The 21,727-nt window shown below is 41.8% G+C and carries 22 protein-coding genes and 1 other annotated feature; of the genes, 18 read left to right on the top strand and 4 right to left on the bottom strand.

Annotated elements, in window-relative coordinates:
• The first annotated feature begins 8 nt into the window (after window positions 1-8).
• From YYK_RS04315 to YYK_RS04285, 7 genes are all read left to right on the top strand, one after another.
• On the top strand, window positions 9-1,280 hold the full coding sequence (locus YYK_RS04315) for a dihydroorotase (RefSeq protein WP_014917246.1): 1,272 nt from the start codon (window positions 9-11) through the stop codon (window positions 1,278-1,280).
• A gap of 130 nt (window positions 1,281-1,410) precedes the next feature.
• Entirely contained in the window at window positions 1,411-3,585 is a 2,175-nt protein-coding gene (gene nt5e, locus YYK_RS04310) for a cell surface ecto-5'-nucleotidase Nt5e (protein ID WP_032537267.1), read from the top strand.
• A gap of 51 nt (window positions 3,586-3,636) precedes the next feature.
• Window positions 3,637-4,284 carry a Maf family protein gene (locus YYK_RS04305; RefSeq protein WP_012775132.1) on the top strand — a complete coding sequence of 216 codons (648 nt, stop codon included), beginning with the start codon at window positions 3,637-3,639 and terminating at the stop codon, window positions 4,282-4,284.
• Window positions 4,285-4,335: 51 nt separating this feature from the next.
• A complete protein-coding gene (locus tag YYK_RS04300; RefSeq protein WP_012775131.1) occupies window positions 4,336-4,824 on the top strand; it encodes a YkgJ family cysteine cluster protein in 489 nt (162 codons plus the stop codon).
• Between the two features lie 99 nt (window positions 4,825-4,923).
• On the top strand, window positions 4,924-5,775 hold the full coding sequence (gene ylqF, locus YYK_RS04295; RefSeq protein WP_011922485.1) for a ribosome biogenesis GTPase YlqF: 852 nt from the start codon (window positions 4,924-4,926) through the stop codon (window positions 5,773-5,775).
• Window positions 5,762-6,535 carry a ribonuclease HII gene (locus YYK_RS04290; RefSeq protein ID WP_011922484.1) on the top strand — a complete coding sequence of 258 codons (774 nt, stop codon included), beginning with the start codon at window positions 5,762-5,764 and terminating at the stop codon, window positions 6,533-6,535. Before ylqF ends, YYK_RS04290 begins: the two co-directional genes overlap by 14 nt.
• 2 nt (window positions 6,536-6,537) lie before the next feature.
• A complete protein-coding gene (locus YYK_RS04285; RefSeq protein WP_011922483.1) occupies window positions 6,538-7,548 on the top strand; it encodes a YdcF family protein in 1,011 nt (336 codons plus the stop codon).
• Between the two features lie 32 nt (window positions 7,549-7,580).
• On the opposite strand, the gene trhA is transcribed toward YYK_RS04285, so the two are convergent.
• The 4 genes from trhA to YYK_RS04265 form a co-directional block, all read right to left on the bottom strand.
• The gene (trhA, locus tag YYK_RS04280) at window positions 7,581-8,231 is read right to left on the bottom strand and encodes a PAQR family membrane homeostasis protein TrhA (RefSeq protein ID WP_002936498.1); all 651 of its coding nucleotides are present in this window, start codon (window positions 8,229-8,231) and stop codon (window positions 7,581-7,583) included.
• Entirely contained in the window at window positions 8,221-8,772 is a 552-nt protein-coding gene (locus tag YYK_RS04275; protein WP_011922482.1) for a DUF1836 domain-containing protein, read from the bottom strand. The genes trhA and YYK_RS04275 overlap by 11 nt, the downstream gene beginning before the upstream one ends.
• Window positions 8,773-8,879: 107 nt before the next feature.
• Complete coding sequence (locus tag YYK_RS04270; protein WP_012775595.1) at window positions 8,880-10,532, bottom strand: FAD-dependent oxidoreductase; 1,653 nt, start codon at window positions 10,530-10,532, stop codon at window positions 8,880-8,882.
• Window positions 10,529-10,852 (bottom strand): rhodanese-like domain-containing protein, encoded by a 324-nt coding sequence (locus YYK_RS04265; protein ID WP_012775130.1) that lies wholly within the window; start codon window positions 10,850-10,852, stop codon window positions 10,529-10,531. The genes YYK_RS04270 and YYK_RS04265 overlap by 4 nt, the downstream gene beginning before the upstream one ends.
• A gap of 106 nt (window positions 10,853-10,958) precedes the next feature.
• Here YYK_RS04265 and YYK_RS04260 point away from each other — a divergent pair, with 106 nt between their 5' ends.
• The 11 genes from YYK_RS04260 (at window position 10,959) to YYK_RS04210 (ending at window position 21,703) form a co-directional block, all read left to right on the top strand.
• Window positions 10,959-11,219, top strand: coding sequence for a metal-sensitive transcriptional regulator (locus YYK_RS04260; RefSeq protein WP_009909865.1), 261 nt, complete (start codon window positions 10,959-10,961; stop codon window positions 11,217-11,219).
• A gap of 10 nt (window positions 11,220-11,229) precedes the next feature.
• Window positions 11,230-11,787, top strand: a complete 558-nt coding sequence (locus YYK_RS04255) for a sugar O-acetyltransferase (RefSeq protein WP_014917244.1) — start codon at window positions 11,230-11,232, stop codon at window positions 11,785-11,787.
• A gap of 58 nt (window positions 11,788-11,845) precedes the next feature.
• Window positions 11,846-12,688, top strand: coding sequence for a DNA-processing protein DprA (gene dprA / locus YYK_RS04250; protein ID WP_012775129.1), 843 nt, complete (start codon window positions 11,846-11,848; stop codon window positions 12,686-12,688).
• Window positions 12,689-12,780: 92 nt separating this feature from the next.
• A complete protein-coding gene (gene topA / locus YYK_RS04245; protein WP_012775596.1) occupies window positions 12,781-14,874 on the top strand; it encodes a type I DNA topoisomerase in 2,094 nt (697 codons plus the stop codon).
• Between the two features lie 415 nt (window positions 14,875-15,289).
• Window positions 15,290-15,424, top strand: a sequence feature (ribosomal protein L10 leader region).
• 26 nt (window positions 15,425-15,450) lie between these two features.
• Entirely contained in the window at window positions 15,451-15,945 is a 495-nt protein-coding gene (gene rplJ / locus YYK_RS04240) for a 50S ribosomal protein L10 (protein WP_002936486.1), read from the top strand.
• Between the two features lie 65 nt (window positions 15,946-16,010).
• Window positions 16,011-16,376 carry a 50S ribosomal protein L7/L12 gene (gene rplL / locus YYK_RS04235; protein ID WP_002936483.1) on the top strand — a complete coding sequence of 122 codons (366 nt, stop codon included), beginning with the start codon at window positions 16,011-16,013 and terminating at the stop codon, window positions 16,374-16,376.
• A gap of 124 nt (window positions 16,377-16,500) precedes the next feature.
• The gene (locus YYK_RS04230; RefSeq protein WP_011922420.1) at window positions 16,501-17,250 is read left to right on the top strand and encodes an HAD family hydrolase; all 750 of its coding nucleotides are present in this window, start codon (window positions 16,501-16,503) and stop codon (window positions 17,248-17,250) included.
• 195 nt (window positions 17,251-17,445) lie between these two features.
• Complete coding sequence (gene trmFO, locus YYK_RS04225; protein ID WP_011922419.1) at window positions 17,446-18,780, top strand: methylenetetrahydrofolate--tRNA-(uracil(54)-C(5))-methyltransferase (FADH(2)-oxidizing) TrmFO; 1,335 nt, start codon at window positions 17,446-17,448, stop codon at window positions 18,778-18,780.
• 76 nt (window positions 18,781-18,856) lie between these two features.
• Window positions 18,857-19,693 carry an AraC family transcriptional regulator gene (locus YYK_RS04220; RefSeq protein ID WP_014636394.1) on the top strand — a complete coding sequence of 279 codons (837 nt, stop codon included), beginning with the start codon at window positions 18,857-18,859 and terminating at the stop codon, window positions 19,691-19,693.
• A 64-nt stretch (window positions 19,694-19,757) separates the two neighbouring features.
• Window positions 19,758-20,762 carry a DNA glycosylase AlkZ-like family protein gene (locus YYK_RS04215; protein WP_012775107.1) on the top strand — a complete coding sequence of 335 codons (1,005 nt, stop codon included), beginning with the start codon at window positions 19,758-19,760 and terminating at the stop codon, window positions 20,760-20,762.
• Window positions 20,763-20,875: 113 nt separating this feature from the next.
• Complete coding sequence (locus YYK_RS04210; RefSeq protein WP_011922416.1) at window positions 20,876-21,703, top strand: alpha/beta hydrolase; 828 nt, start codon at window positions 20,876-20,878, stop codon at window positions 21,701-21,703.
• Window positions 21,704-21,727: the final 24 nt, after the last annotated feature.

Below are 21,727 nucleotides of genomic sequence, written 5' to 3'. Positions count from 1 at the left end.
GAATATGAATGTTATTAGTGAAAAATGGTCGAGTATTGGATCCGCAATCCAGTTTAGACAAGGTTTGCGACATCTTGATGGACGGAAGTAAGATTGTTAAGATTGCGGAGTCGATTTCAGAAGATGTTGAGCAAGAAGTGATTGATGCGACAGGATTAGTCGTTGCTCCTGGTTTGGTTGATGTTCATGTGCATTTTCGGGAGCCAGGTCAGACCCATAAAGAAGATATTCATACAGGAGCTCTTTCTGCAGCAGCGGGTGGTTTTACTTCTGTTGTCATGATGGCTAACACTAGTCCGACGATTTCAAATATTGAAACCTTAAAAGAAGTATTGGATTCTGCTAAAAAAGAAGCCATCCATATTTATAGTGTGGCAACCATTACAGATCATTTCGATGGGCAAAATCTGACCGATTTTCCTGCTTTGCTAGAAGCTGGAGCGGTGGCCTTTTCGGACGATGGTATTCCTTTGACAAATGCTGGCGTGGTTAGAAAAGCTATGAAATTAGCCAAAGAGCAGGGCTGTCTCATCAGTCTGCATGAAGAAGACCCTGACCTGAATGGTGTCTTGGGACTCAACGAGCAAGTAGCTGAAAAACATTTTCATGTTTGTGGAGCAACAGGCGTAGCAGAATACAGTATGGTCGCTCGCGATGTCATGATTGCCTATGAAACGGGTGCGCGTGTTCATATCCAGCATCTATCCAAAGCCGAGTCGGTCAAGGTGGTTGAATTTGTTCAAGGTCTCGGAGCAAACGTCACGGCAGAAGTAGCACCCCAACATTTTTCACGAACAGAAGAATTACTTCTAACAAAAGGTGCCAATGCTAAAATGAATCCGCCACTACGATTAGAAAGTGATCGCTTGGCTGTGATTGATGGGTTGAAATCTGGTGTTATCTCTGTCATTGCGACGGACCATGCACCTCATCACCCAGATGAGAAAAATGTAGAGGACCTTACGCAAGCTCCTTCAGGAATGACAGGCTTGGAAACTTCGCTTTCACTTGGTTTGACGCATCTGGTGGAAGAAGGGCATCTGACACTCGTACAATTGTTGGAGAAAATGACCATTAATCCAGCCAAGCTCTATGGTCTTGATGCTGGCTATCTTGCTGAAAATGGCCCAGCCGATCTTGTTATTTTTGACCCAAATGCAAATCGGTTGGTCACAGCGGATTTTGCCTCGAAGTCTGCAAATTCTCCGTTTGTTGGTGATAGTCTGAAAGGACAGGTCCTTTACACCATTGCAAATGGACAAATAGTATTTGGTAAATAGGAAATGAGCGGATTAGATAGCTAATTCGCTTATTTCGAACCTTTTTAACATGTAAGCGATTTTAATGTTTTTGTTTTTTGATAAAAAGTGTATAATAGAGATATAAAAAATGCCGAAGAAAGGTCTATTTATGAAAAAGAAAAAAATCTTGTTGCCTGTAATGTCCACACTCTTGTTGGCGCCATTTGTTTTAGCTCAACAAGTACAAGCTGCTGAGACAACGACTGCAGCTACCACAACCAATCAGCCAGCAACGACTGATGCAACTGCTACGGTACCAGCAACGACTGATGCAACTGCTACGGTACCAGCAACGACTGATGCAACTGCTACGGTACCAGCAACGTCAGTTGAAAACGTAGCAACGGAGGAAACTGTTGTCCCTGCTGCGGAAGAAACAGTAGAGGCAGTCATTATCCACACAAACGACGTTCACGGTCGCATTCTTGAAGAAAAGAATGTCATCGGTGACGCTAAGGCTGCGGCAGTCATTGAAGAAGAACGTGCCAAAGTAGAAAATACAATTGTAGTAGATGCTGGTGATGCCTTCCAAGGACTTCCAATTTCCAACTCTACAAAAGGTGAAGACCGCGCCAATATCATGAACCAAGTCGGCTATGATGCAATGGCTGTTGGTAACCATGAATTTGACTTTGGGATGGATCAAGCAATCAAGTACAAGGAAACCTTGAACTTCCCGCTATTGAGTGCTAACACTTACGTTAATGGTGCTCGTGTTTTTGAAGCTTCAACTATTGTCGATAAAACTCCAACTGTTGTAGGCGATGAATTTGTAGTTATCGGTGTAACAACACCTGAAACTGCTACAAAAACCCATCCGAAAAATGTTGAGGGAGTAACATTTACCGACCCAGTCACAGAAGTCAATAAAGTGATTGACGAAGTGGAAGCGCGCGCTCTAGCAGATAATCGTGTTTACAAGAACTATATCATTCTAGCTCACCTAGGTGTCGATTCTACAACGCCTGTTGAATGGAGAGGTTCAACTCTTGCTGAAGCACTTTCTAAAAATAGTAAATTAGCTGGTAAACGTGTTATTGTTATCGACGGTCATTCCCACACGGTAGAAGCGACTACCTATGGAGATAACGTTACTTATAATCAAACAGGCTCTTACTTGAACAATATCGGTAAAGTAACCTTGAAATCCGATAAATTATTGGGTGAAGCTAGCTTGATTTCTGCTGCGGATACTAAAAATGTGACGCCAAATGCTAAAATCGCAGCCTTGGTTGATGAAATTAAAGCAAAATATGAAGCTGAAAATGCTCAAGTAGTTATTGAAAATAACCCAGTGGAATTAAACGGAGACCGCTCAAACGTGCGTGTTCGCGAAACCAACTTGGGGAATGCAGTGACGGATGCGATCTATGCTTATGGTCAAACAGGATTTTCAAACAAAACTAGCCTTGCTGTGACTAACGGTGGTGGTCTACGTGCAACAATTGCTAAAGATCAGCCTGTTACAAAAGGTGATATTATTGCAGTCTTGCCATTTGGTAACATTGTTTCTCAAATCACTGTGACTGGTCAGCAAATTTATGATATGTTTACCAAGTCTTTATCATCTACATTGCAAGTGAATCCAGAAACTGGCGAGATGCTTTTAGATGAAAATGGCATGCCGCTCTTTGAAGCTAGTGGTGGATTCCTACACATTTCAGGAGCAAATGTATTCTACGATCCAACTCTTCCTGTAGAAGAACGTGTTCTTCTTATCGGTATTCTTAATCCAGAGACTGGCGAATATGACGCCTTGGATCTTGAAAAAACGTACTATTTAGCAACAAATGACTTCCTTGCTGCTGGTGGTGATGGCTACACAATGCTTGGCGGAGCACGTGAAGAAGGTCCTTCAATGGACAGCGTCTTTGCTGAATACCTAAAGACAGCTGACTTATCAGCTTATGAGGTTGTCAACCCATATTCACGTATCATTCCTGTAAATTCAAGCATTGATACGGATGAAGATGGCTACCCAGACTTTATCGAAATTTTATTGGATACTGATCCAGAAAATCCAGCCTCAAATCCAGAAACTGTTCCAGCCGAAAATACGGATTCACCATCTAATCAAGTACAAAATACTTCAGCAACGGACAAGAAGGCCCCAGTTGATTCTCCGAAAGTAGGAGATAAAAAAACAGAAGTAGCAAGTCCAGCAAAAACTACAAAAGCAGGAGTCTTGCCAAATACTGGTGATCAGATGAATCTGACGCTCAGCCTGTTTGGTTTAGGTCTTGCAGGACTGGCCGTGGCAGTAGGTCGTAGAAAAGAAAATTAATCAATCATCTGAAAACAGGGTCTTCGGACTCTGTTTTTGACTGGAGGAAACATGCAAACTGTATTTCAATATCAAAAAGAGGGGGATTGTGAGCAGATTAGTTCTTACGTTCTGCTTAGCAACTCCCCACGTCGTAAACAATTATTGGGATTTTTACAACCACAAATCGCATCAGTTGAAGTGGATGAGCGTGGTATCGAAGAACATTTTATGAAACAATTCGCTACAGATGATTTTCTCACTCGAGCTGCAAAAACCTGTTGTGAAATTTCCAAAGCCAAATCGGACATGGATTTGGTAACTGGTCATCTCTACATTTCTGCGGATACAATCGTAGTGTCAGATGGGCAAATTTTTAACAAGCCTCAAGATTTGACAGAAGCTGAAACCATGTTACGTTCCTATTTTGGAAAGAGTCATCACGTTGTTACATCTGTCTGCCTACGGACAAGACACTCACTGGATGTTTTTTATACGGTTGCACAGATTGATTTTGTCGACTATTATCCAGCCCTTGAAGAGGTTATTCAATCATATATCCGTGAAAAGCAGCCACTCGACAAGGCAGGTGCCTATGGTATTCAGGAGCTGGATCCACGCTTTGTAGCAGGTATTTCTGGGGATATTCACACCATTATTGGTCTACCTGTAGCAGAAGTTTCCTGCAGGATTTTTTCTGAAGAAGGTTTTGAAAATTAGCAGAGCTTAACCATTCGTTTGTGGTATAATAGTGGACGAAAAGGAGAGATTATGACCGTCGACATTGAAAGATACAAGCAATTGGCCCAGCAGAAGCAAGGAGAACATCGAAAATTTCTAGCAAATTTGAAGAAGAAAACACCTAAAAATTTGGATAGAATTGTTCAAGATATTCATGCCGAAGTATTTTCTGAAATCGACTGTACAGAGTGTGCCAACTGTTGTAAAACATTGGGACCACTCTTTACAGAAGCAGATATTACCCGAATTGCCAAGCATTTGCGCATGAAACTTCCAGTTTTTGAGGATATGTATTTGCGTATGGATGAGGACGGAGATAAGGTATTTCAATCCATGCCCTGTCCCTTCCTTGGAGGCGATAATCTATGTAGTATCTATGATGCTCGTCCCAAAGCCTGTCGAGAATTTCCACATACTGACCGCAAGAAGATTTATCAAATCAACAATTTAACAATAAAAAATACTCTGATTTGTCCCGCAGCCTATCTCTTTGTCGAAAAGTTACGGGAGAGAATTTAAGAGGAACAAGTAAGACAAAATATTGATTTTCTGCTATAATAATAAAAAAACAAGCCGTTTTTACGGCTTTTTTCAATGAATCATATTTAGGAGGACCCCATGGCAATTATTCAATGGTTTCCGGGCCACATGTCAAAAGCTCGCAGGCAGGTGCAGGAGAACATCAAGCACGTTGATTTCGTGACCATTTTGGTCGATGCCCGTCTGCCCCTATCCAGCCAAAACCCCATGTTGACCAAGATTGTCGGAGACAAGCCCAAGCTCATGATTCTCAACAAGGTCGACTTAGCAGACCCTGTTCGTACCAAAGAATGGCAGAGCTACTTTGAAGGTCAAGGCATCCGTACCCTTGCCATCAACTCAAAAGAGCAAGCGACGGTGAAAAAGGTGACCGACGCAGCCAAGGGTCTGATGAAAGACAAGATTGAACGCCTCCGCGAGAGAGGTATTCAAAAAGAAACCTTGCGGACCATGATCATCGGTATTCCAAACGCTGGAAAATCCACCCTCATGAACCGTCTGGCTGGTAAGAAAATCGCCGTTGTTGGCAACAAACCAGGTGTGACGAAGGGCCAACAGTGGCTCAAATCCAACAAGGACCTTGAAATCCTTGATACACCTGGGATACTCTGGCCTAAATTTGAGGACCAGGAAGTTGGACTTAAGTTGGCTCTGACAGGAGCCATTAAGGATCAGCTCTTGCCTATGGATGAAGTGACTATTTTTGGTTTGGACTACTTCAAAGCCAACTACCCAGAACGTCTACAAGAGCGATTTAAGGGGATGGATTTGGAGCAGGAAACACCTGAACTCATCATGGACTGGACCAAGAAATTGGGCTTTCGTGATGATTATGACCGTTTTTACAACCTCTTTGTCAAGGACGTTCGGGACGGTCGCTTGGGTACTTATACATTAGACAGGGTGAGTGACTTAGATGGCAACGATTAAGGAAGTGACAGCTCTGCTGGCCCAGGTAGACAGTCTGGACAGTCCAGTCTGGGACCAACTGGCTCAGGATGAGCGAGCAGGGGTCCAGGCTGCTATCAAGAAACGCCGTAAGGAGCTGGAAAAAGAAGCGGTAGAAGATGCCCGCTTAGAAGCTATGCTATTCTACGAAAAATCCCTTTATGAAAATGGGGTGGAGTTCATCGCTGGTATCGACGAAGTCGGCCGGGGACCTCTAGCAGGTCCTGTGGTGGCAGCGGCGGTTATCTTGCCTAAAGGGTGCAAAATCCGCTACCTCAACGACTCCAAGAAAATCCCCAAGTCCAAGCATGAAGCAATCTACCAAGAGGTTATGGAGCGAGCGGTGGCAGTCGGTGTGGGAATAAAAGATGCAGCTCTCATCGACGAGGTCAACATCTATGAGGCAACCAAGTTAGCCATGCTGGAGGCTTTGGGGAAATTAAGCCAGAAACCTGACCACTTGCTCATAGACGCCATGAAGTTGGATACGCCCATACCACAAACTTCCATCATCAAGGGAGATGCCAATAGCCTATCTATCGCAGCGGCCTCTATTGTAGCCAAGGTGACGCGGGATAAGATGATGGCGGACTATGACAAGGAGTTCTCAGGCTACGGCTTCGCCAAGAATGCTGGCTATGGAACGACAGAGCACTTGGAAGGCTTGAACAAGTTAGGCATCACGCCCATTCACCGTAAGACCTTTGAGCCCATTAAGTCTATGGTAGCAGGGGGAAACTAGTCTTGACAGTCTTTTTCTGGTTATTTTTAGCGGCTATCGGTCTGTTTGCTCTTGTCTATTTCTGGGAGCGGCGGTCGATTTTTATCTCACTGTTTGCTTTGAACATCCTCGTCTGGGCTTTAGCATGGATTATCTCAACAGGCATTCTCGAATACAATGAAATCTTGCGCTTGCTGGCTATAGCAGTGGCTATGGTGCTCTTTTTAGCCTTGTTAAGTGGTCCATTTGTCTTGCTTTTCACACTTTATCTAAATGGTTTTCAAATTTTGAAGAGAGAAGGGGTTCGCTTCCATAATTTCCTATCCATGGGACTGGCGGTAGCCTTGACTTTCTATCTCTTCATCGCTCCCTTTGTGGTTCAATCTCTATCAGCCATCAGCTTTTTCAATATGGTGTTTGTGTACGTTGGTTTTTTTGTGTCCTATGCCATTATCATCAGCATGCTCTATACCATGTCTAGCTTTGTCAATTTGGTCAATTTTTTCCCAGGCAAGCTTGATTATGTAGTGGTCTTGGGAGCAGGTCTGATTGGTGACAAGGTAACGCCACTTTTGGCTTCGCGGATTGAAAAAGGCATAGCGATCTACCAGAAACAGCCTGGCAGCAAGCTCATCATGTCAGGCGGACAAGGTCCTGATGAACTCATAGCAGAAGGACAGGCAATGGCAAATTATGCCTTGGAGAAAGGAGTGCCTGCTGAAGACATTCTCATCGAAAACCAATCAACCAACACAGAAGAAAATTTGAAATTTTCCTATGCCCTGATGAAACCTGGCAGTCGATTTGCACTTGTAACCAATTACTATCACGTTTTCAGAGCTCTGCTATTGGCACGACAATTGAGAATCAAATGTATCGGCTACGGCGCAAAAACCAAATTTTACTTTAGCCTTAATGCCTTCATTCGGGAATTTGTAGGCTATGTAGTCATGAGCCGAAAGGCGCATTTGGTCTTTTTGAGCATCGTGTCAGCCCTTTACTTGATTGGAGTGATCATCAGTTTAATGCATTAAAAACAGCCTCTAGGTGACTAGAAGCTGTTTTCTTATAACATAAAGTAGACAATGGCGATATACTGAAGTGCCGAAGCCAGTAGGATAAAGAGATGCCAAATCATGTGGAAGTAGGGCTTTTTCTTGGCATAGAAGAGGGCTCCAATAGTATAAGATAATCCACCAGCCAGCATGAGAATGCCAAATGCCATTCCAGTCTTTTGCAGAATGGCTGGCAGGATAAAGACCACCAACCAGCCCATAAAGAGATAGAGGAAAAGGCTGAATTTTTCATTGATTTTTTTGGCAAATATTTTGTAGAGAATACCAAAAATAGTTAATCCCCATTGTAAACCTACAATCAGATAACCTAGCCAACCACCGACCAAGGAAAGGGCAACAGGTGTGTAGCTTCCAGCGATGGCAATGTAAATCATGCTATGGTCAATAATCCTCAGGATGTATTTGTGAGTAGAAGCATAGGGCATGGAGTGGTAGATGGAAGAGGATAGGAACATGAGAAATAGGCTGATGACAAAGATGGACATACCAATCACAGCGGTCAGGTTATAATCTTGATAGGAATGAATAGCAGTAACGGGGAGCAAGACCAACATAAGCAGGGCTCCGACTGCATGTGTGACACTGTTAGCAACCTCCTCTCCAAAGGATAGTTGCAGGCTCAATTTCAAACTAGGATTCATGGTGACTCCTTTCTAACTCCATAGTGAGTTGACGGGTTTTGTAGTAAAGTTTGACAGATTGACAAGCGTAGCGAATGATGTCAGGGGTTTCTTCATTTTCCTCGTTTCGCATGCAGTCAACAAAATGATTGTAGAGTGTTTCTGAATGACTCGATTGGAGAAGAAGATTTAAGGTCTGACTGATTTCTTGAATCGAAAAGACATTTTTTAAGATAGTCAAGGCAATCAAGCGGGCAACTTGCTGTTTCTGGTATTTTTTCTTTACCGGTTTTTCAAGTTGCTTGTGCTTGACATAATTGTTAATCATAGCAGCAGTCAATACTCTTCGAAAATCAACATTATCCGTTATCAACTTGCCTTGATGAACCCCAGTTCTATCATCAGCTTCGTTTCCTAGGCTACTGTTGATTTTCATTGAGTATAAACTCTTCTGTTCAAGGCTTTCCTGAGAATTGACTACTTGATTAACATACAGCAGAACTTGGTCCAAATACAAATCTAAATCAGGTAATTCATGCCAGTAGGGAATGGTCTGTTTCATGATTATCTACTCTCTTTTATCTAGTAATGATAACTAGATTGTACGATATACAATATTTAATGTCAAGAAAAAACCTTCTGGACCCAAAATCACAGAAGGTTAGTTGCTTATGGTTGGATAATATTTTTAGGCAATGTCATCTTATAAAGTGAATAGGCTCCATCTAGGTTTTTAACTATAAAACCATTTTCTTTTAAGATACGTTCGGCAATATAAGAACGCAGTCCACTATGGCAGCTGACAATGTATTCTTTTGAAGCATCCAGTTCTCCAATTCGCTCACGGAGTTGGTCCAAAGGAATGTGAATGAATTCTCTGAATTGCCCATTTGCGACCTCACCAGGATTGCGGACATCTAATAGAACTTTACCAGTAGCTAACTCGTCGTCTAGTTGATACCACTGGATGTTTTGGCTAATCCCTTCTGCGATGTTCATAGCAGCGTAGCCAATCATATTGACAGGGTCTTTGGCAGAGCCAAATGGCGGAGCGTAAGTCAATTCTAGCTCTGGTAAATCAAAAATTGTCAGTCCAGCCTTGATAGCAGTGGCAAGGACATCAATCCGCTTATCAATACCTTTTTGACCGACGGCTTGCGCTCCGAAAATTTTTCCATCAGTCGGTGAGAAAATGAGTTTTAAAACAATATCAGTCGCACCAGGATAATAACCTGCATGGTCTTTTCCAGTTGTATGAACGACGGCATGTTTATAGCCGAGTGATTGAACAGCACGTTCGCTTAAACCAGTTGAAGCGGCAGCTAGGTCAAAGACTTTTACGATAGCTGTTCCAATAGATCCTTTGTTTTTTCTATCAAGTCCAGCAATGACATCAGCTACCTGTCTTCCCTGACGGTTAGCAGGAGAAGCCAGTGAAATCAAGGCATCTTGACCTGTAATTTCTTGTTTAACAACAATAGCATCACCAACAGCATAAATATTCTTCTGACTAGTTTGGTAGTTTTGGTCTACGAGAATACCACCACGGAGACCTAACTCAACTCCAGCATCTTTGGCTAGTTGACTGTCGGGAGCAACTCCGACTGAGAGAATGGTCACATCAGATGACAAGGTTTGTCCGTTAGACAATTCTAGAACCTGTCCTTTTTCATGAAAAGCAGTAACAGACTGCCCAGTGATAACCTCGACACCTTTATTGGTTAGCTCTGCTTCCACATATCGTGCCATTTCTAAGTCAAAAGTAGGTAAAACATGGGGAGCTTGTTCGACAAGCATGACCTTCCAGCCTTTTAAAGCTAAGTTTTCCGCCATTTCCAGACCGATAAAACCTGCACCAATTACCACAACATGACCAGACTTGATCTGGTCTAGTTTAATCATAATCTTGTCCAAATCAGGTACGTTCCGAAGAGTAAAGAGATTGTTTGCTTCTTCAATACCAGATAGATTTGGAATGACAGGCTTGGCGCCGGGTGATAAGATTAGTTTGTCGTAGCTTTCAATCAACTCACCAGTAGGCGTTTTGACTGTTACAGTTTGCTGCTCAGCATCGATACTAATGACTTCATGGAAGGGGCGGACATCTAGATTAAAGCGTTGTTTCAAACTTTCTGGCGTTTGAAGCAATAAACTGTCATGCTCTGCTATTTCTCCAGAAATGTAATAAGGTAAACCGCAGTTGGCAAAGGAAACATAAGGTCCTTTCTCAAAAACGATGATTTCAGCATTTTCCATCAAACGACGGAGACGAGTAGCTGCTGACATACCGCCAGCGACACCACCTACAATAATTATTTTCATGCTATTCCTCCTGTCCAGGCATTCATACCGCCTTTAACGTTGATTGCTTGATAGCCTTGAGATTTAAGATATTCTGTCGCCCGTTGGCTACGCATGCCAGATTGACAGATGACAAGATAGTTCTTGGTTTTGTCGCCTTTAAATTGGTCAAGTTGACTTAAGGGCTGGTTGATAGCTTGTGGAATATGTCCACTAGCAAATTCGTCGACTTCGCGAACATCAAGCAAAATAGCATTCGATGATTGTATCGCTTGTTCTACATCAGTTATCGGAAGACTATCTGAGTTTGAAAACATTCCTGAAAATAATTGTTTAAACATTGTTACTCCTTTATACCCTACGGGGTATCTAAAATATATCAAGGAATTCGAAAGATGTCAAGGTAAAAAATTGACATTTTTCACTTCAAGCAGTACCATATAGGGTATGAATACTGATAAGAAAAAGATGATAAACCGTTTGAAACGGGCCGAAGGTCAGCTCAGAGGCATTCAGAAAATGATTGAAGAAGATCAGGAATGTATTGATATTGTAACTCAGTTGAGTGCTGTTCGTTCCAGCATTAATAGTATGATGGGAATGGTTATTGCTCAGAAGGTACAAGATTGTATCACTCATCCATCTGAAAACCCTGAAGAACAAGAAGCTCGTCTTGCTCAAGCTATCAATTTAATCATAAAAAAATAGGAGTAGGGGTATGTCGACAGAAAAAGAAAAGATGATAGCTGGGCAATTTTATATGGCAGCAGATGCTGAATTGAGAAAGATGCGAACCTTTGCCCGCCAACAGATGAAAAAATTTAACGAAGAACTAGATGGAAAAGCCCGCTCTGAGCGATTGAAAAGCTGGTTTGGAACTACAGGCCAACGCATCTATATGGAGCCCAATTTCTACTGTGACTACGATAGCAATATTCATGTTGGTGAGGATTTTTACGCTAATTTCAACTGTACCATGTTGGATGTCTGTCCCATTACCATTGGCAAAAATGCCATGCTTGGTCCCAATGTACAGTTGCTAACTCCACTTCATCCACTAGATCCTGATGAACGAAATTCTGGTTTGGAATATGGCTCTCCTATTACCATTGGTGATAATTTCTGGGCTGGTGGTGGTGTGACAATCTTACCTGGCGTGACCTTGGGCAACAATGTTGTTGTTGGTGCTGGTTCCGTTGTGACCAAGTCTTTTGGTGATAATGTCGTTTTGGCTGGCAATCCTGCGCGTGTTATCAAAGAAATACCTAAAAAATAATTCTTCTTCGGGAGAATTTTTTCTTTGCCTTGCGAATAGACTAGATGAGGTGAAGAAAATGAATAATTTTGAATTGTTTAAATGGAAAAAAGCAGGTTTGACCAATCTTAATGTGAATAAAGTTTTGGCCTATCAAGAAAAACACGGTAAAAAATTGACCTTGCGAAATGTCGCTGTAGTGTCTGAATGTAAAAATCCAGTGCTATTTATGGAAAATTATAAGAATCTAGATACAAAAGCCTGTCGCGAGGAATTTAATAAGTATCCATCATTTTCAATTTTAGATGACATCTATCCTTTGGCGCTCAAACAGATTTACAATCCACCTGTACTTTTGTTTTATCAAGGGGATTTAGAATTGCTAGAAAAATTAAAGCTGGCAGTTGTTGGTACACGAAATGCCAGTAAAAATGGTATCCAATCTGTTCAGAAAATTATCAAGGAATTGAGCAATCGTTTTGTCATTGTTAGTGGTTTGGCAAGAGGAATTGATACAGCTGCCCACATCGCCAGTTTGAAAAATGGAGGCCAAACCATTGCTGTAATCGGAACAGGTTTAGATAATATTTATCCAAAAGAAAATAAAGATTTGCAGACCTATATTGGAAAACACCATTTGGTGCTGACAGAGTATGAAGCTGGTGCTCAGCCACTCAAATACCATTTTCCAGAACGCAATCGCATTATAGCTGGTTTGGTGGAAGGATTGGTAGTCTGCGAGGCAAAAATGCGGTCTGGCAGCTTGATTACTTGTGAACGTGCCTTGGAAGAAGGAAGAGAAGTCTATGCTATTCCAGGTTCCATTATGGACGGAAAATCAGATGGTTGTCATCATTTGATTCAAGAGGGAGCAAAGTGCGTTACATCAGGATTGGACATCATTTCTGAGTATCAATTTTAAAACAAGTCTTCCTATAGGAAAATAAATATCTTGACACTGACTGAAAAATAGTATATTCTTTGTGAGGTTAAAAATATTTGTAAGGTATAAGAATGGCTACAAAAACAGTTAGTAAGAAAAAAACAACAACCAAGAAAAATCTCGTTATTGTAGAGTCACCTGCTAAGGCAAAAACAATCGAAAAATATCTTGGTAAAAATTATAAGGTCGTTGCTTCAGTCGGGCATATTCGAGATTTGAAGAAATCTAGTATGTCTATTGACTTTGATAACAACTATGCACCTGAGTACATCAACATACGTGGAAAAGGACCACTCATCAATTCTTTGAAAAAAGAAGCAAAAAATGCTAAGCAAGTCTTTCTCGCGAGTGACCCGGACCGCGAAGGAGAAGCAATTTCTTGGCATTTGGCTCACATTTTGGGATTGGACGCAAACGATAAAAACCGTGTTGTCTTTAATGAAATTACAAAAGATGCAGTAAAAAATGCTTTTCAGGAGCCGCGCGCTATCAATCATGACTTGGTAGATGCCCAGCAAGCTCGTCGCGTCTTAGACCGTATTGTAGGGTACTCCATATCACCTATTTTATGGAAGAAAGTCAAAAAAGGTCTGTCAGCAGGACGTGTTCAATCGGTTGCTCTCAAATTAATAATCGACCGTGAAAATGAAATCAGCAATTTCAAACCAGAAGAATATTGGACAATTGATGCAACCTTCAAAAAGGGGAGCAAGAAATTCCAGGCTTCTTTCTACGGTATAGATGGAAAGAAAACTAAAATTGAAAACAATGAGCAGGTTAAAGAAATTCTCGCCCGACTTGATGGGGATGATTTCTTAGTAGAACAGGTTGAGCGTAAGGAACGCAAACGAAATGCACCTCTGCCTTACACAACTTCTACTATGCAGATGGATGCGGCTAATAAAATCAATTTCCGTACTCGTAAAACCATGATGGTTGCCCAACAACTTTATGAGGGTGTCAGTCTTGGCACAGGTGGTACCCAAGGTTTGATTACCTATATGCGTACGGATTCAACACGTATTAGCCCTGTTGCACAAGCACAAGCTGCTGACTTTATCACGGAGCGTTTTGGTGCTACCTATTCAAAGCATGGTAATAAAGTAAAAAATGCCAGTGGTGCACAAGATGCCCACGAAGCCATTCGTCCATCAAATGTTAACTTAACACCTGAATCAATTGCAAAATATCTGGACAAGGACCAGTTGCGACTATATACACTGATTTGGAATCGTTTTGTCGCAAGTCAGATGGCTGCAGCGGTCTTTGATACCATGAGTGTTCGTCTAGGTCAAAATGGAGTGATTTTTGCTGCCAATGGTAGCCAAGTTAAATTTGATGGTTACATGGCAGTCTATAATGATTCTGACAAGAATAAGATGTTGCCAGATATGGAGCAAGGTGATACAGTTGTACGTACATCAACAAATCCTGAACAACATTTTACGCAGCCACCAGCTCGCTATTCTGAAGCTACTTTGATTAAGACTTTGGAAGAAAATGGTGTTGGTCGTCCGTCAACCTATGCACCAACCATTGAAACCATTCAGAAACGCTACTATGTTAAGTTAGCTGCTAAGCGATTTGAACCGACTGAACTCGGCGAAATCGTTAATAAGCTGATTGTTGAATTCTTCCCAGATATTGTCAATGTCAAATTTACAGCCGATATGGAACAAAAATTGGATGATGTAGAAATCGGGAAAGAGCAGTGGCAGAAGGTCATTGATGGTTTCTATCAGCCATTCAAGGTAGAATTATCTAAGGCAGAAGAACAGATGGAAAAAATCCAAATTAAGGATGAACCAGCTGGCTTTGACTGTGATGTTTGTGGACATGAAATGGTCATTAAACTAGGTCGTTTTGGAAAATTCTATGCTTGTAGTAATTTCCCCGATTGCCGCAATACCAAGCAAATTACCAAGGAGATCGGCGTAACTTGCCCCGTGTGTCAACAAGGCCAGGTCATTGAACGAAAGAGCAAACGCAATCGACTTTTCTATGGTTGTGACCGTTATCCAGAGTGTGAATTTACCTCATGGGATAAACCTGTTGGTCGTGCCTGTCCAAAATGTGACCACTATCTTGTCGAGAAAAAAGTTCGTGGTGGTGGTAAACAAGTTGTCTGTCCAAATGGTGACTACGAAGAAGACAAGATTAAATAAGATTAAACTGCTATTCTCAAGGGAATGGCAGTTGTTTTTTATAGTCATGTTAGTTTATCTTAGCTTACTTCGACAAGCGAGGAAACTTCGTTTCCTTATTTTCAACTTTAAATGAGGCTGGTCAAAAAGTCCAAAGTCACTTCTCAGTGCAGTGGTTGATTGGGTTTAACAGGCCAGTGGAGTGAAACTGTTCAGTGAACTGTTTCAGCCTGAGCTTAGAAATGAAAAAATCGAGGTAAAAAGGTTGGAGATAAGATTTGCGAAGCAAATCACAGCAATTCGTGTTTCACATTCCAAGTCTGACCTCTACAACTAAAACGAACTAAACGGCAATACCAGTTTGAAAAATTGTTTAAAAAATTAAAAAAATAGGAGAAAAGTCTTGCATTATTGAAAATACTGTGTTATGATAATTGAGGTTTGAAAAAACTGACCTAAGACAGTAGGGGAGCTGGACTCATAAACATCCTACCGAGGCACAAAACGATTATTGAGATAAACGTATTTGTACTTTCGTGTCTAGGTTTAGGTGCGATTTTTTTGTGCCTAGCCCAAAATAAAAACGGAGGTAAAAAAATGAGTGAAGCTATTATCGCTAAAAAAGCGGAATTAGTAAATGCCGTTGCTGAGCAAATGAAAGCTGCAACATCTATCGTTGTTGTAGACGCTCGTGGTTTGACAGTAGAACAAGATACAGTTCTTCGTCGTAACTTGCGTGGTGCAGAAGTTGAGTACAAAGTTATCAAAAACTCAATCTTGCGTCGTGCTGCTGAGCAAGCTGGTCTTGAAGGTCTTGCAGAATTGTTTGTAGGTCCATCTGCAGTTGCATTCTCAAACGATGCAGTTGCTCCAGCTAAAACAATTTACGATTTCGCGAAAACTGCTGATGCTCTTGAAATCAAAGGTGGTGCTGTAGAAGGTAAAGTTTCTTCTAAAGAAGAAATCGAAGCACTTGCTACATTGCCAAACCGAGAAGGCATGCTTTCTATGTTGCTTTCTGTACTTCAAGCGCCAGTTCGCAACGTTGCATACGCTGTCAAAGCTGTTGCAGAAAAAGAAGACGCTGCTTAATGCGTCAGAGCGTAGCTGCTTAGTGCTACAAACTATTTAAAAACCTAAATTGGAGGAAAATCACAATGGCATTGAACATTGAAAACATTATTGCTGAAATTAAAGAAGCTACTATCCTTGAGCTTAACGACCTTGTTAAAGCTATCGAAGAAGAATTTGGTGTAACTGCGGCTGCTCCTGTAGCTGTTGCTGCAGCTGGTGGTGCTGCTGAAGAAGCTAAAGATTCATTCGACGTTGAATTGACATCTGCTGGCGACAAAAAAGTTGGCGTTATCAAAGTTGTACGTGAAATCACTGGTCTTGGTCTTAAAGAAGCTAAAGAGCTTGTTGACGGTGCACCAGCTATGGTTAAAGAAGGCGTTGCAACTGCAGAAGCTGAAGAAATCAAAGCTAAATTGGAAGAAGCAGGCGCTTCAGTTACTCTTAAATAATAGAGTTTCCAATCAAAATAAAAACCTATCACTTAATGTGGTAGGTTTTTTCGTTCTATTGTTGCAAACGTTTTCGTTGTGGGGTATAATATAAAAAATGATGTCTAAAGATTAGGAGAAAGACATGAAAAGTTACAAAAACTATATCTTCGATTTTTATGGTACATTGGTTGATATTCGTACAGATGAGAATAAACTAGAGGTCTGGAATCAGCTAACACAGATTTACAATGCTTTTGGTTGTTCCTATCGACCGCGCCAGTTGAAAAATGCCTATCATCGTTTTGTAGAAGAGGCAGAGAGCTCTCTCGCGGAAACAGTGAGTTATCAGTATGTCGAAATTGATTTAGAAACAATCTTCATTCGTCTATTAACGGATGCACCAAATGAAAACCAAAGTACCAATAAGCCGACTGATTTAGAGACTTTTGGACAAGTAGTAGCCACGATTTTCCGCGTGCTTTCACGTGAAAAGTTAGAGGCTTATGAAAATACCCTAACTAGTCTACAGACATTAAAGGACAGAGAAGTGCGATTATTTATTCTCTCCAATGCTCAACGAATTTTTACTCAGGCAGAAATTGAACAGACAGGTTGTGCTGATTTGATGGAAAAAATTTATATCTCTTCTGACTTTAAGATGAAGAAGCCTGAACCAGCATTTCTTCAACTGGTTTTAGAGGAAAATAATCTTGATGTTGAGGAAACGGTTATGGTTGGTAATGATTTGACATCCGATATAGCTATTGCTCATGAATTGGGAATGGATTCCATTTTGCTGAATACTTTCCCGTATAGTCAGGAAGAAATCGACTCTTATAGGAGACTTGGTTGGAATTTTGAGGTTGTTGGAGATATAGCGGAGCTATTGTAAATAAGCGATAGAACAGTAAAGGATATACATAAAATATATTATGTAAAAAGGTGAAACTACTTTCATTTCAATGAAGGTAGTTTTGTCCTTTCTAGCCATTTTCTGGTATACTAGATAGGTATAAAATTTAGAAAGGTTCTGTTTTTGGGTATTCCCAAACAGTAGTCAGATATTCTGGCTAGAGGTATTAGTTTCATGTCTCAAACCCACATTAATGTTATAGGAGCTGGCTTGGCTGGCTCAGAAGCTGCTTATCAGATTGCCAAACGTGGCATTCCTGTCAAACTCTACGAGATGCGTGGTGTCAAGCCGACTCCTCAGCACAAGACGGACAAGTTTGCGGAGTTGGTTTGTTCCAATTCATTCCGTGGTGATAGTTTGACCAACGCTGTCGGCCTTCTTAAGGAAGAGATGCGTCGTTTGGATTCCATTATCATGCGTGCTGGAGAGGCTCACCGTGTTCCTGCTGGAGGTGCCATGGCCATGGATCGTGAGAATTTCTCTCAAGCGGTTACTGATGAGATTCACAATCACCCGCTGATTGAGGTCATCCGTGGTGAGATTACCGAAATTCCTGAAGATGCTATTACAGTCATTGCGACGGGGCCTTTGACGTCTGACGCCTTGGCGGAGAAGATTCACGCGCTTAATGGTGGTGACGGTTTTTACTTCTACGATGCGGCAGCACCGATTGTCGACAGCTCGACCATTAACATGGACTTGGTTTATCTTAAGTCTCGTTACGACAAGGGAGAGGCTGCCTATCTCAATGCCCCTATGAACAAGGAGCAGTTCAACGCTTTCTATGAGGCCTTGATTTCAGCCGAGGAAGCACCGCTTAACTCCTTTGAAAAAGAAAAATACTTTGAAGGCTGTATGCCCATTGAAGTCATGGCCAAACGTGGTATCAAAACCATGCTCTATGGCCCAATGAAGCCAGTTGGTCTGGAATATCCAGAAGATTACAAGGGACCACGTGATGGCGAATACAAGACACCTTACGCAGTTGTCCAGCTCCGTCAGGATAACGCAGCAGGTAGCCTTTACAATATTGTTGGCTTCCAGACTCACCTTAAGTGGGGCGAGCAGAAGCGGATCTTCCAGATGATTCCAGGACTCGAAAATGCTGAGTTTGTCCGCTACGGCGTTATGCACCGCAATTCCTACATGGATTCGCCAAACTTATTGGAACAGACCTTTGCGACCAAGAAAAATCCAAATTTGTTCTTTGCAGGTCAAATGACAGGAGTAGAAGGCTATGTCGAGTCTGCCGCCTCTGGCTTAGTAGCCGGTATCAATGCTGTTCGCCGTTTCCATGGCGAAGAGCCAGTCATCTTCCCACAGACCACAGCCATCGGAGCTCTGCCATTTTACATCACCCACACCGAAAGCAAGCACTTCCAGCCTATGAATGTCAACTTTGGTATCATCAAGGAGCTGGACGGACCGCGTATCCGCGATAAGAAGGAGCGTTATGAGGCAATAGCAGAGCGTTCCCTCAAGGACTTGGAAGAGTTTTTGACGGTTTAAGCCGATAGTTTTCCGACGAAAAGTATCGGGAAAACTTGGATGGTAGATGGTAAACTGATAGGGAAAGGGGAAGTTGATGATAAAAGAGTTCAATGCAACCGTACGTTACCTAGAGTCCGTTTTAGAAAGCGAAATCGATGAACGGGAATTTTTGCGCATATCAGGATATTCCGTTCCCATGTTTAGTCGTCTCTTTTCGATTCTGACAGATATGTCCTTGTCAGAATACGTTCGGTTACGAAAGTTGACGCGAGCTGCTATGGACATTCGTGAAGGACAGGCAAAGATTATAGATATAGCCCTTAAATATGGGTATGAATCTTCGGATTCTTTTGCCTTTGCCTTCAAACAATTTCATCAGATTTCTCCTAGTCAAGTGCGTAAGGGGTTGCCTTTTAAGGTCCTCTTACCCTTGCAACTATCATTAACCATCCAAGGAGGTAAAGAAATGGATGTTCGTATTGAAAAGAAGGCTGGTTTTACAGTTGCTGGACTTCTTCGCACAGCAATCAGTAACGAAGTGTGTCCGCAGGTATGGGAAGACTTGTTCAAGAACCATACTTATGAAGAGTTAGCTGCTCTAGGAAGTGGGCAGTCCTTTGGAGTTTGTACATTAGCTCAAGCGGACGAGACGATTAATTATATGGCTGCTTATGATGTCACAGATAGTGAAAAAGCGACTAAGTTAGGCTTAGAACTTCTTGATGTTCACGAAGCTGACTATGCTATTTTTACCCTAACAGGCCCTGTTCCTCAATCTATTCATGCAGGATGGCGTTATGCGCTAGAAACTTTTTTTCCTGAACACGGCTATCGCCATTCAGGTGCACCAGATTTTGAGTACTATTTTGAAGGAGACATGAGTTCCCCAGACTACCAAATGGAACTCTGGATTCCCATTGTGAAAGCATAATGTACAGGACACCTTCGGGTGTCTTTTGTGTTATACTGGGATTAGAAAGCGGAGGAGAAATACGATGCACCACAATACTTGGAAGGGAATTATTCTGCAGAAACAAGGTCTGTTGAACCCCCAGTCTGTTCAACAAATCTGCCAAAATCTCAATGGTTTGCAGGCTCAGTTTCAGCCCTATGTTCATGTCGGATTTCGTAACCGTATGACAGCGGAGGATTTTCATGAGGGTAGCTGGCAGGAGGAACTGACTCGTCAGTGGTCCATTCGGCGAACGGTTCATGCCTATCTCGAGTCGGAAATTCCTCTCTATATCCATGAGGGGCGGCTGGTCAGCACCGATTACCTCAAGACAGAAGGACGGGACGGTTTTAGTCCTCAGACCAAGCAGAAATATCACCATCTGATTTTAGAAGCCCTTGAACAAGGTCCTATGACCCGTGAGGATCTCAAGGTCCTTTGCCGAGAGGAAAAGATGACACAGAAAGAGGAGAAGCTGGTCTTTAATGCCTGGGGCGGTCTCTTTCGCTACATGGTCGAGCGTGGGGAAGTCTACCAAGAGTACGGTGCCAAGCGTTTTCATCGTCTGACAGACTTTCAGCCACTTTCTCGGGAAAAAGCTGAGCTGGAAATAGCACGTCGGTATTTTTCAGGCTTTGGGCCAGTCAGTCTAGCAGATGCTCGTTATTATTTCAAAGAAAATAAGTCAACCATTCTAGAGTGGATGGCTCAATTAGATTTAAAAACAATTCAAGTAGCTGGAGAGGAGCGGTTTTACCTTGGGGTGCTTGATGAGGCAGATTTACCTCAGTGTCTTTTCGTTGCTGGGTTTGATCAATTACTTTTGGGCTATGAAAAGAAAAACAACCCATTTTTCGATCCAAAATACATCCGTAACATTTATACGTTGACGGGTATTGTCAAACCTGTTGTATTTTATAAAGGGCGATTTGTGGCAACCTGGAAACGTGATAAAGGTACCATTTTGCTAGATATTTTTGAAAGCATCACCCAAAAAGAAGAAAAAGAATTAGATTATTACCGCCAAATGTATGAGAAAATTCTGTGACATTGACTAACTATGTTCGGAAAATCCGAAAATTGCAAATAAATAACTAAATTTTCTGAATATTCCAGAAAAACTATGATATAATACTTAAAATACGTAAGGAAGAGATAGATATGAATAAGTCTTACTTTTATTTGGACATGAGAACTCATGAATTAGATGTACCATTTACAGAAAGAAAACGTCGAGTCCGTGTTTTATTGCCGAAAGGATATGCTGAAAATACAGAAGAGACCTATCCCGTTGTTTATTTCCACGATGGGCAAAATGTACTCTACAGTAAGGAAGCTTTTTCAGGTCATTCATGGAAAGTCATCCCAACTATTAAGCGTAATCCAGACATTGCAAAAATGATCGTAGTGGCTATTGATAACGATGGTGCTGATCGCATGCATGAATACGCTGCTTGGAAGTTTAGTGAGATGGGGATTCCTGGGGTGCAGTTCGGTGGTAAGGGAACCTTGTATGCTGAATTTGTGATGGATGTCGTCAAACCATTTATTGATCAAGAATACCGGACAAAATCTGATAAAGTTCACACTGCAATGATTGGCTCATCCTTGGGAGGCAATATCACCCAGTTTATGGGATTGGCTTATCAGAACCAGATTGGCTGTCTAGGAGTATTTTCATCTGCCAACTGGCTTCATCAAGATGCTTTCGACCGTTATATTGAACGTCAACAATTAGACTCAGAGCAACGAGTCTACATCTACGTTGGGACAGAAGAAGCAGATGATACAGATAAAACATTGATGGCAGGAAATATCAAGCAGGCCTATATCAATTCTTCATTGACTTACTATCGTCAATTGATCGCTGGCGGAGTGGATTTGGACAATATCGCCTTGGAAGTCGTTTCAGGTGCGGTCCATAATGAAGAGGCTTGGGCGCTCTATTTGCCAGCTTGCCTACGATTCCTAAGCGAACATTGGTCATAAAACAAAAATATACAAATAGGAGGC

The sequence above is a fragment of the Streptococcus suis S735 genome (genome assembly GCF_000294495.1).
GTDB lineage: Bacteria > Bacillota > Bacilli > Lactobacillales > Streptococcaceae > Streptococcus > Streptococcus suis.
This window is presented reverse-complemented; position numbering and strand designations above follow the sequence as displayed.

What these genes read in the sequence shown, in the direction of transcription:
- YYK_RS04315 (WP_014917246.1), top strand. Translation starts at nt 9, where the DNA reads ATGTTATTAGTGAAAAATGGTCGAGTATTGGATCCGCAATCCAGTTTA.
- nt5e (WP_032537267.1), top strand. Translation starts at nt 1,411, where the DNA reads ATGAAAAAGAAAAAAATCTTGTTGCCTGTAATGTCCACACTCTTGTTG.
- YYK_RS04305 (WP_012775132.1), top strand. Translation starts at nt 3,637, where the DNA reads ATGCAAACTGTATTTCAATATCAAAAAGAGGGGGATTGTGAGCAGATT.
- YYK_RS04300 (WP_012775131.1), top strand. Translation starts at nt 4,336, where the DNA reads ATGACCGTCGACATTGAAAGATACAAGCAATTGGCCCAGCAGAAGCAA.
- ylqF (WP_011922485.1), top strand. Translation starts at nt 4,924, where the DNA reads ATGGCAATTATTCAATGGTTTCCGGGCCACATGTCAAAAGCTCGCAGG.
- YYK_RS04290 (WP_011922484.1), top strand. Translation starts at nt 5,762, where the DNA reads ATGGCAACGATTAAGGAAGTGACAGCTCTGCTGGCCCAGGTAGACAGT.
- trhA (WP_002936498.1), bottom strand. Translation starts at nt 8,231, where the DNA reads ATGAATCCTAGTTTGAAATTGAGCCTGCAACTATCCTTTGGAGAGGAG.
- YYK_RS04275 (WP_011922482.1), bottom strand. Translation starts at nt 8,772, where the DNA reads ATGAAACAGACCATTCCCTACTGGCATGAATTACCTGATTTAGATTTG.
- YYK_RS04270 (WP_012775595.1), bottom strand. Translation starts at nt 10,532, where the DNA reads ATGAAAATAATTATTGTAGGTGGTGTCGCTGGCGGTATGTCAGCAGCT.
- YYK_RS04265 (WP_012775130.1), bottom strand. Translation starts at nt 10,852, where the DNA reads ATGTTTAAACAATTATTTTCAGGAATGTTTTCAAACTCAGATAGTCTT.
- YYK_RS04260 (WP_009909865.1), top strand. Translation starts at nt 10,959, where the DNA reads ATGAATACTGATAAGAAAAAGATGATAAACCGTTTGAAACGGGCCGAA.
- YYK_RS04255 (WP_014917244.1), top strand. Translation starts at nt 11,230, where the DNA reads ATGTCGACAGAAAAAGAAAAGATGATAGCTGGGCAATTTTATATGGCA.
- dprA (WP_012775129.1), top strand. Translation starts at nt 11,846, where the DNA reads ATGAATAATTTTGAATTGTTTAAATGGAAAAAAGCAGGTTTGACCAAT.
- topA (WP_012775596.1), top strand. Translation starts at nt 12,781, where the DNA reads ATGGCTACAAAAACAGTTAGTAAGAAAAAAACAACAACCAAGAAAAAT.
- rplJ (WP_002936486.1), top strand. Translation starts at nt 15,451, where the DNA reads ATGAGTGAAGCTATTATCGCTAAAAAAGCGGAATTAGTAAATGCCGTT.
- rplL (WP_002936483.1), top strand. Translation starts at nt 16,011, where the DNA reads ATGGCATTGAACATTGAAAACATTATTGCTGAAATTAAAGAAGCTACT.
- YYK_RS04230 (WP_011922420.1), top strand. Translation starts at nt 16,501, where the DNA reads ATGAAAAGTTACAAAAACTATATCTTCGATTTTTATGGTACATTGGTT.
- trmFO (WP_011922419.1), top strand. Translation starts at nt 17,446, where the DNA reads ATGTCTCAAACCCACATTAATGTTATAGGAGCTGGCTTGGCTGGCTCA.
- YYK_RS04220 (WP_014636394.1), top strand. Translation starts at nt 18,857, where the DNA reads ATGATAAAAGAGTTCAATGCAACCGTACGTTACCTAGAGTCCGTTTTA.
- YYK_RS04215 (WP_012775107.1), top strand. Translation starts at nt 19,758, where the DNA reads ATGCACCACAATACTTGGAAGGGAATTATTCTGCAGAAACAAGGTCTG.
- YYK_RS04210 (WP_011922416.1), top strand. Translation starts at nt 20,876, where the DNA reads ATGAATAAGTCTTACTTTTATTTGGACATGAGAACTCATGAATTAGAT.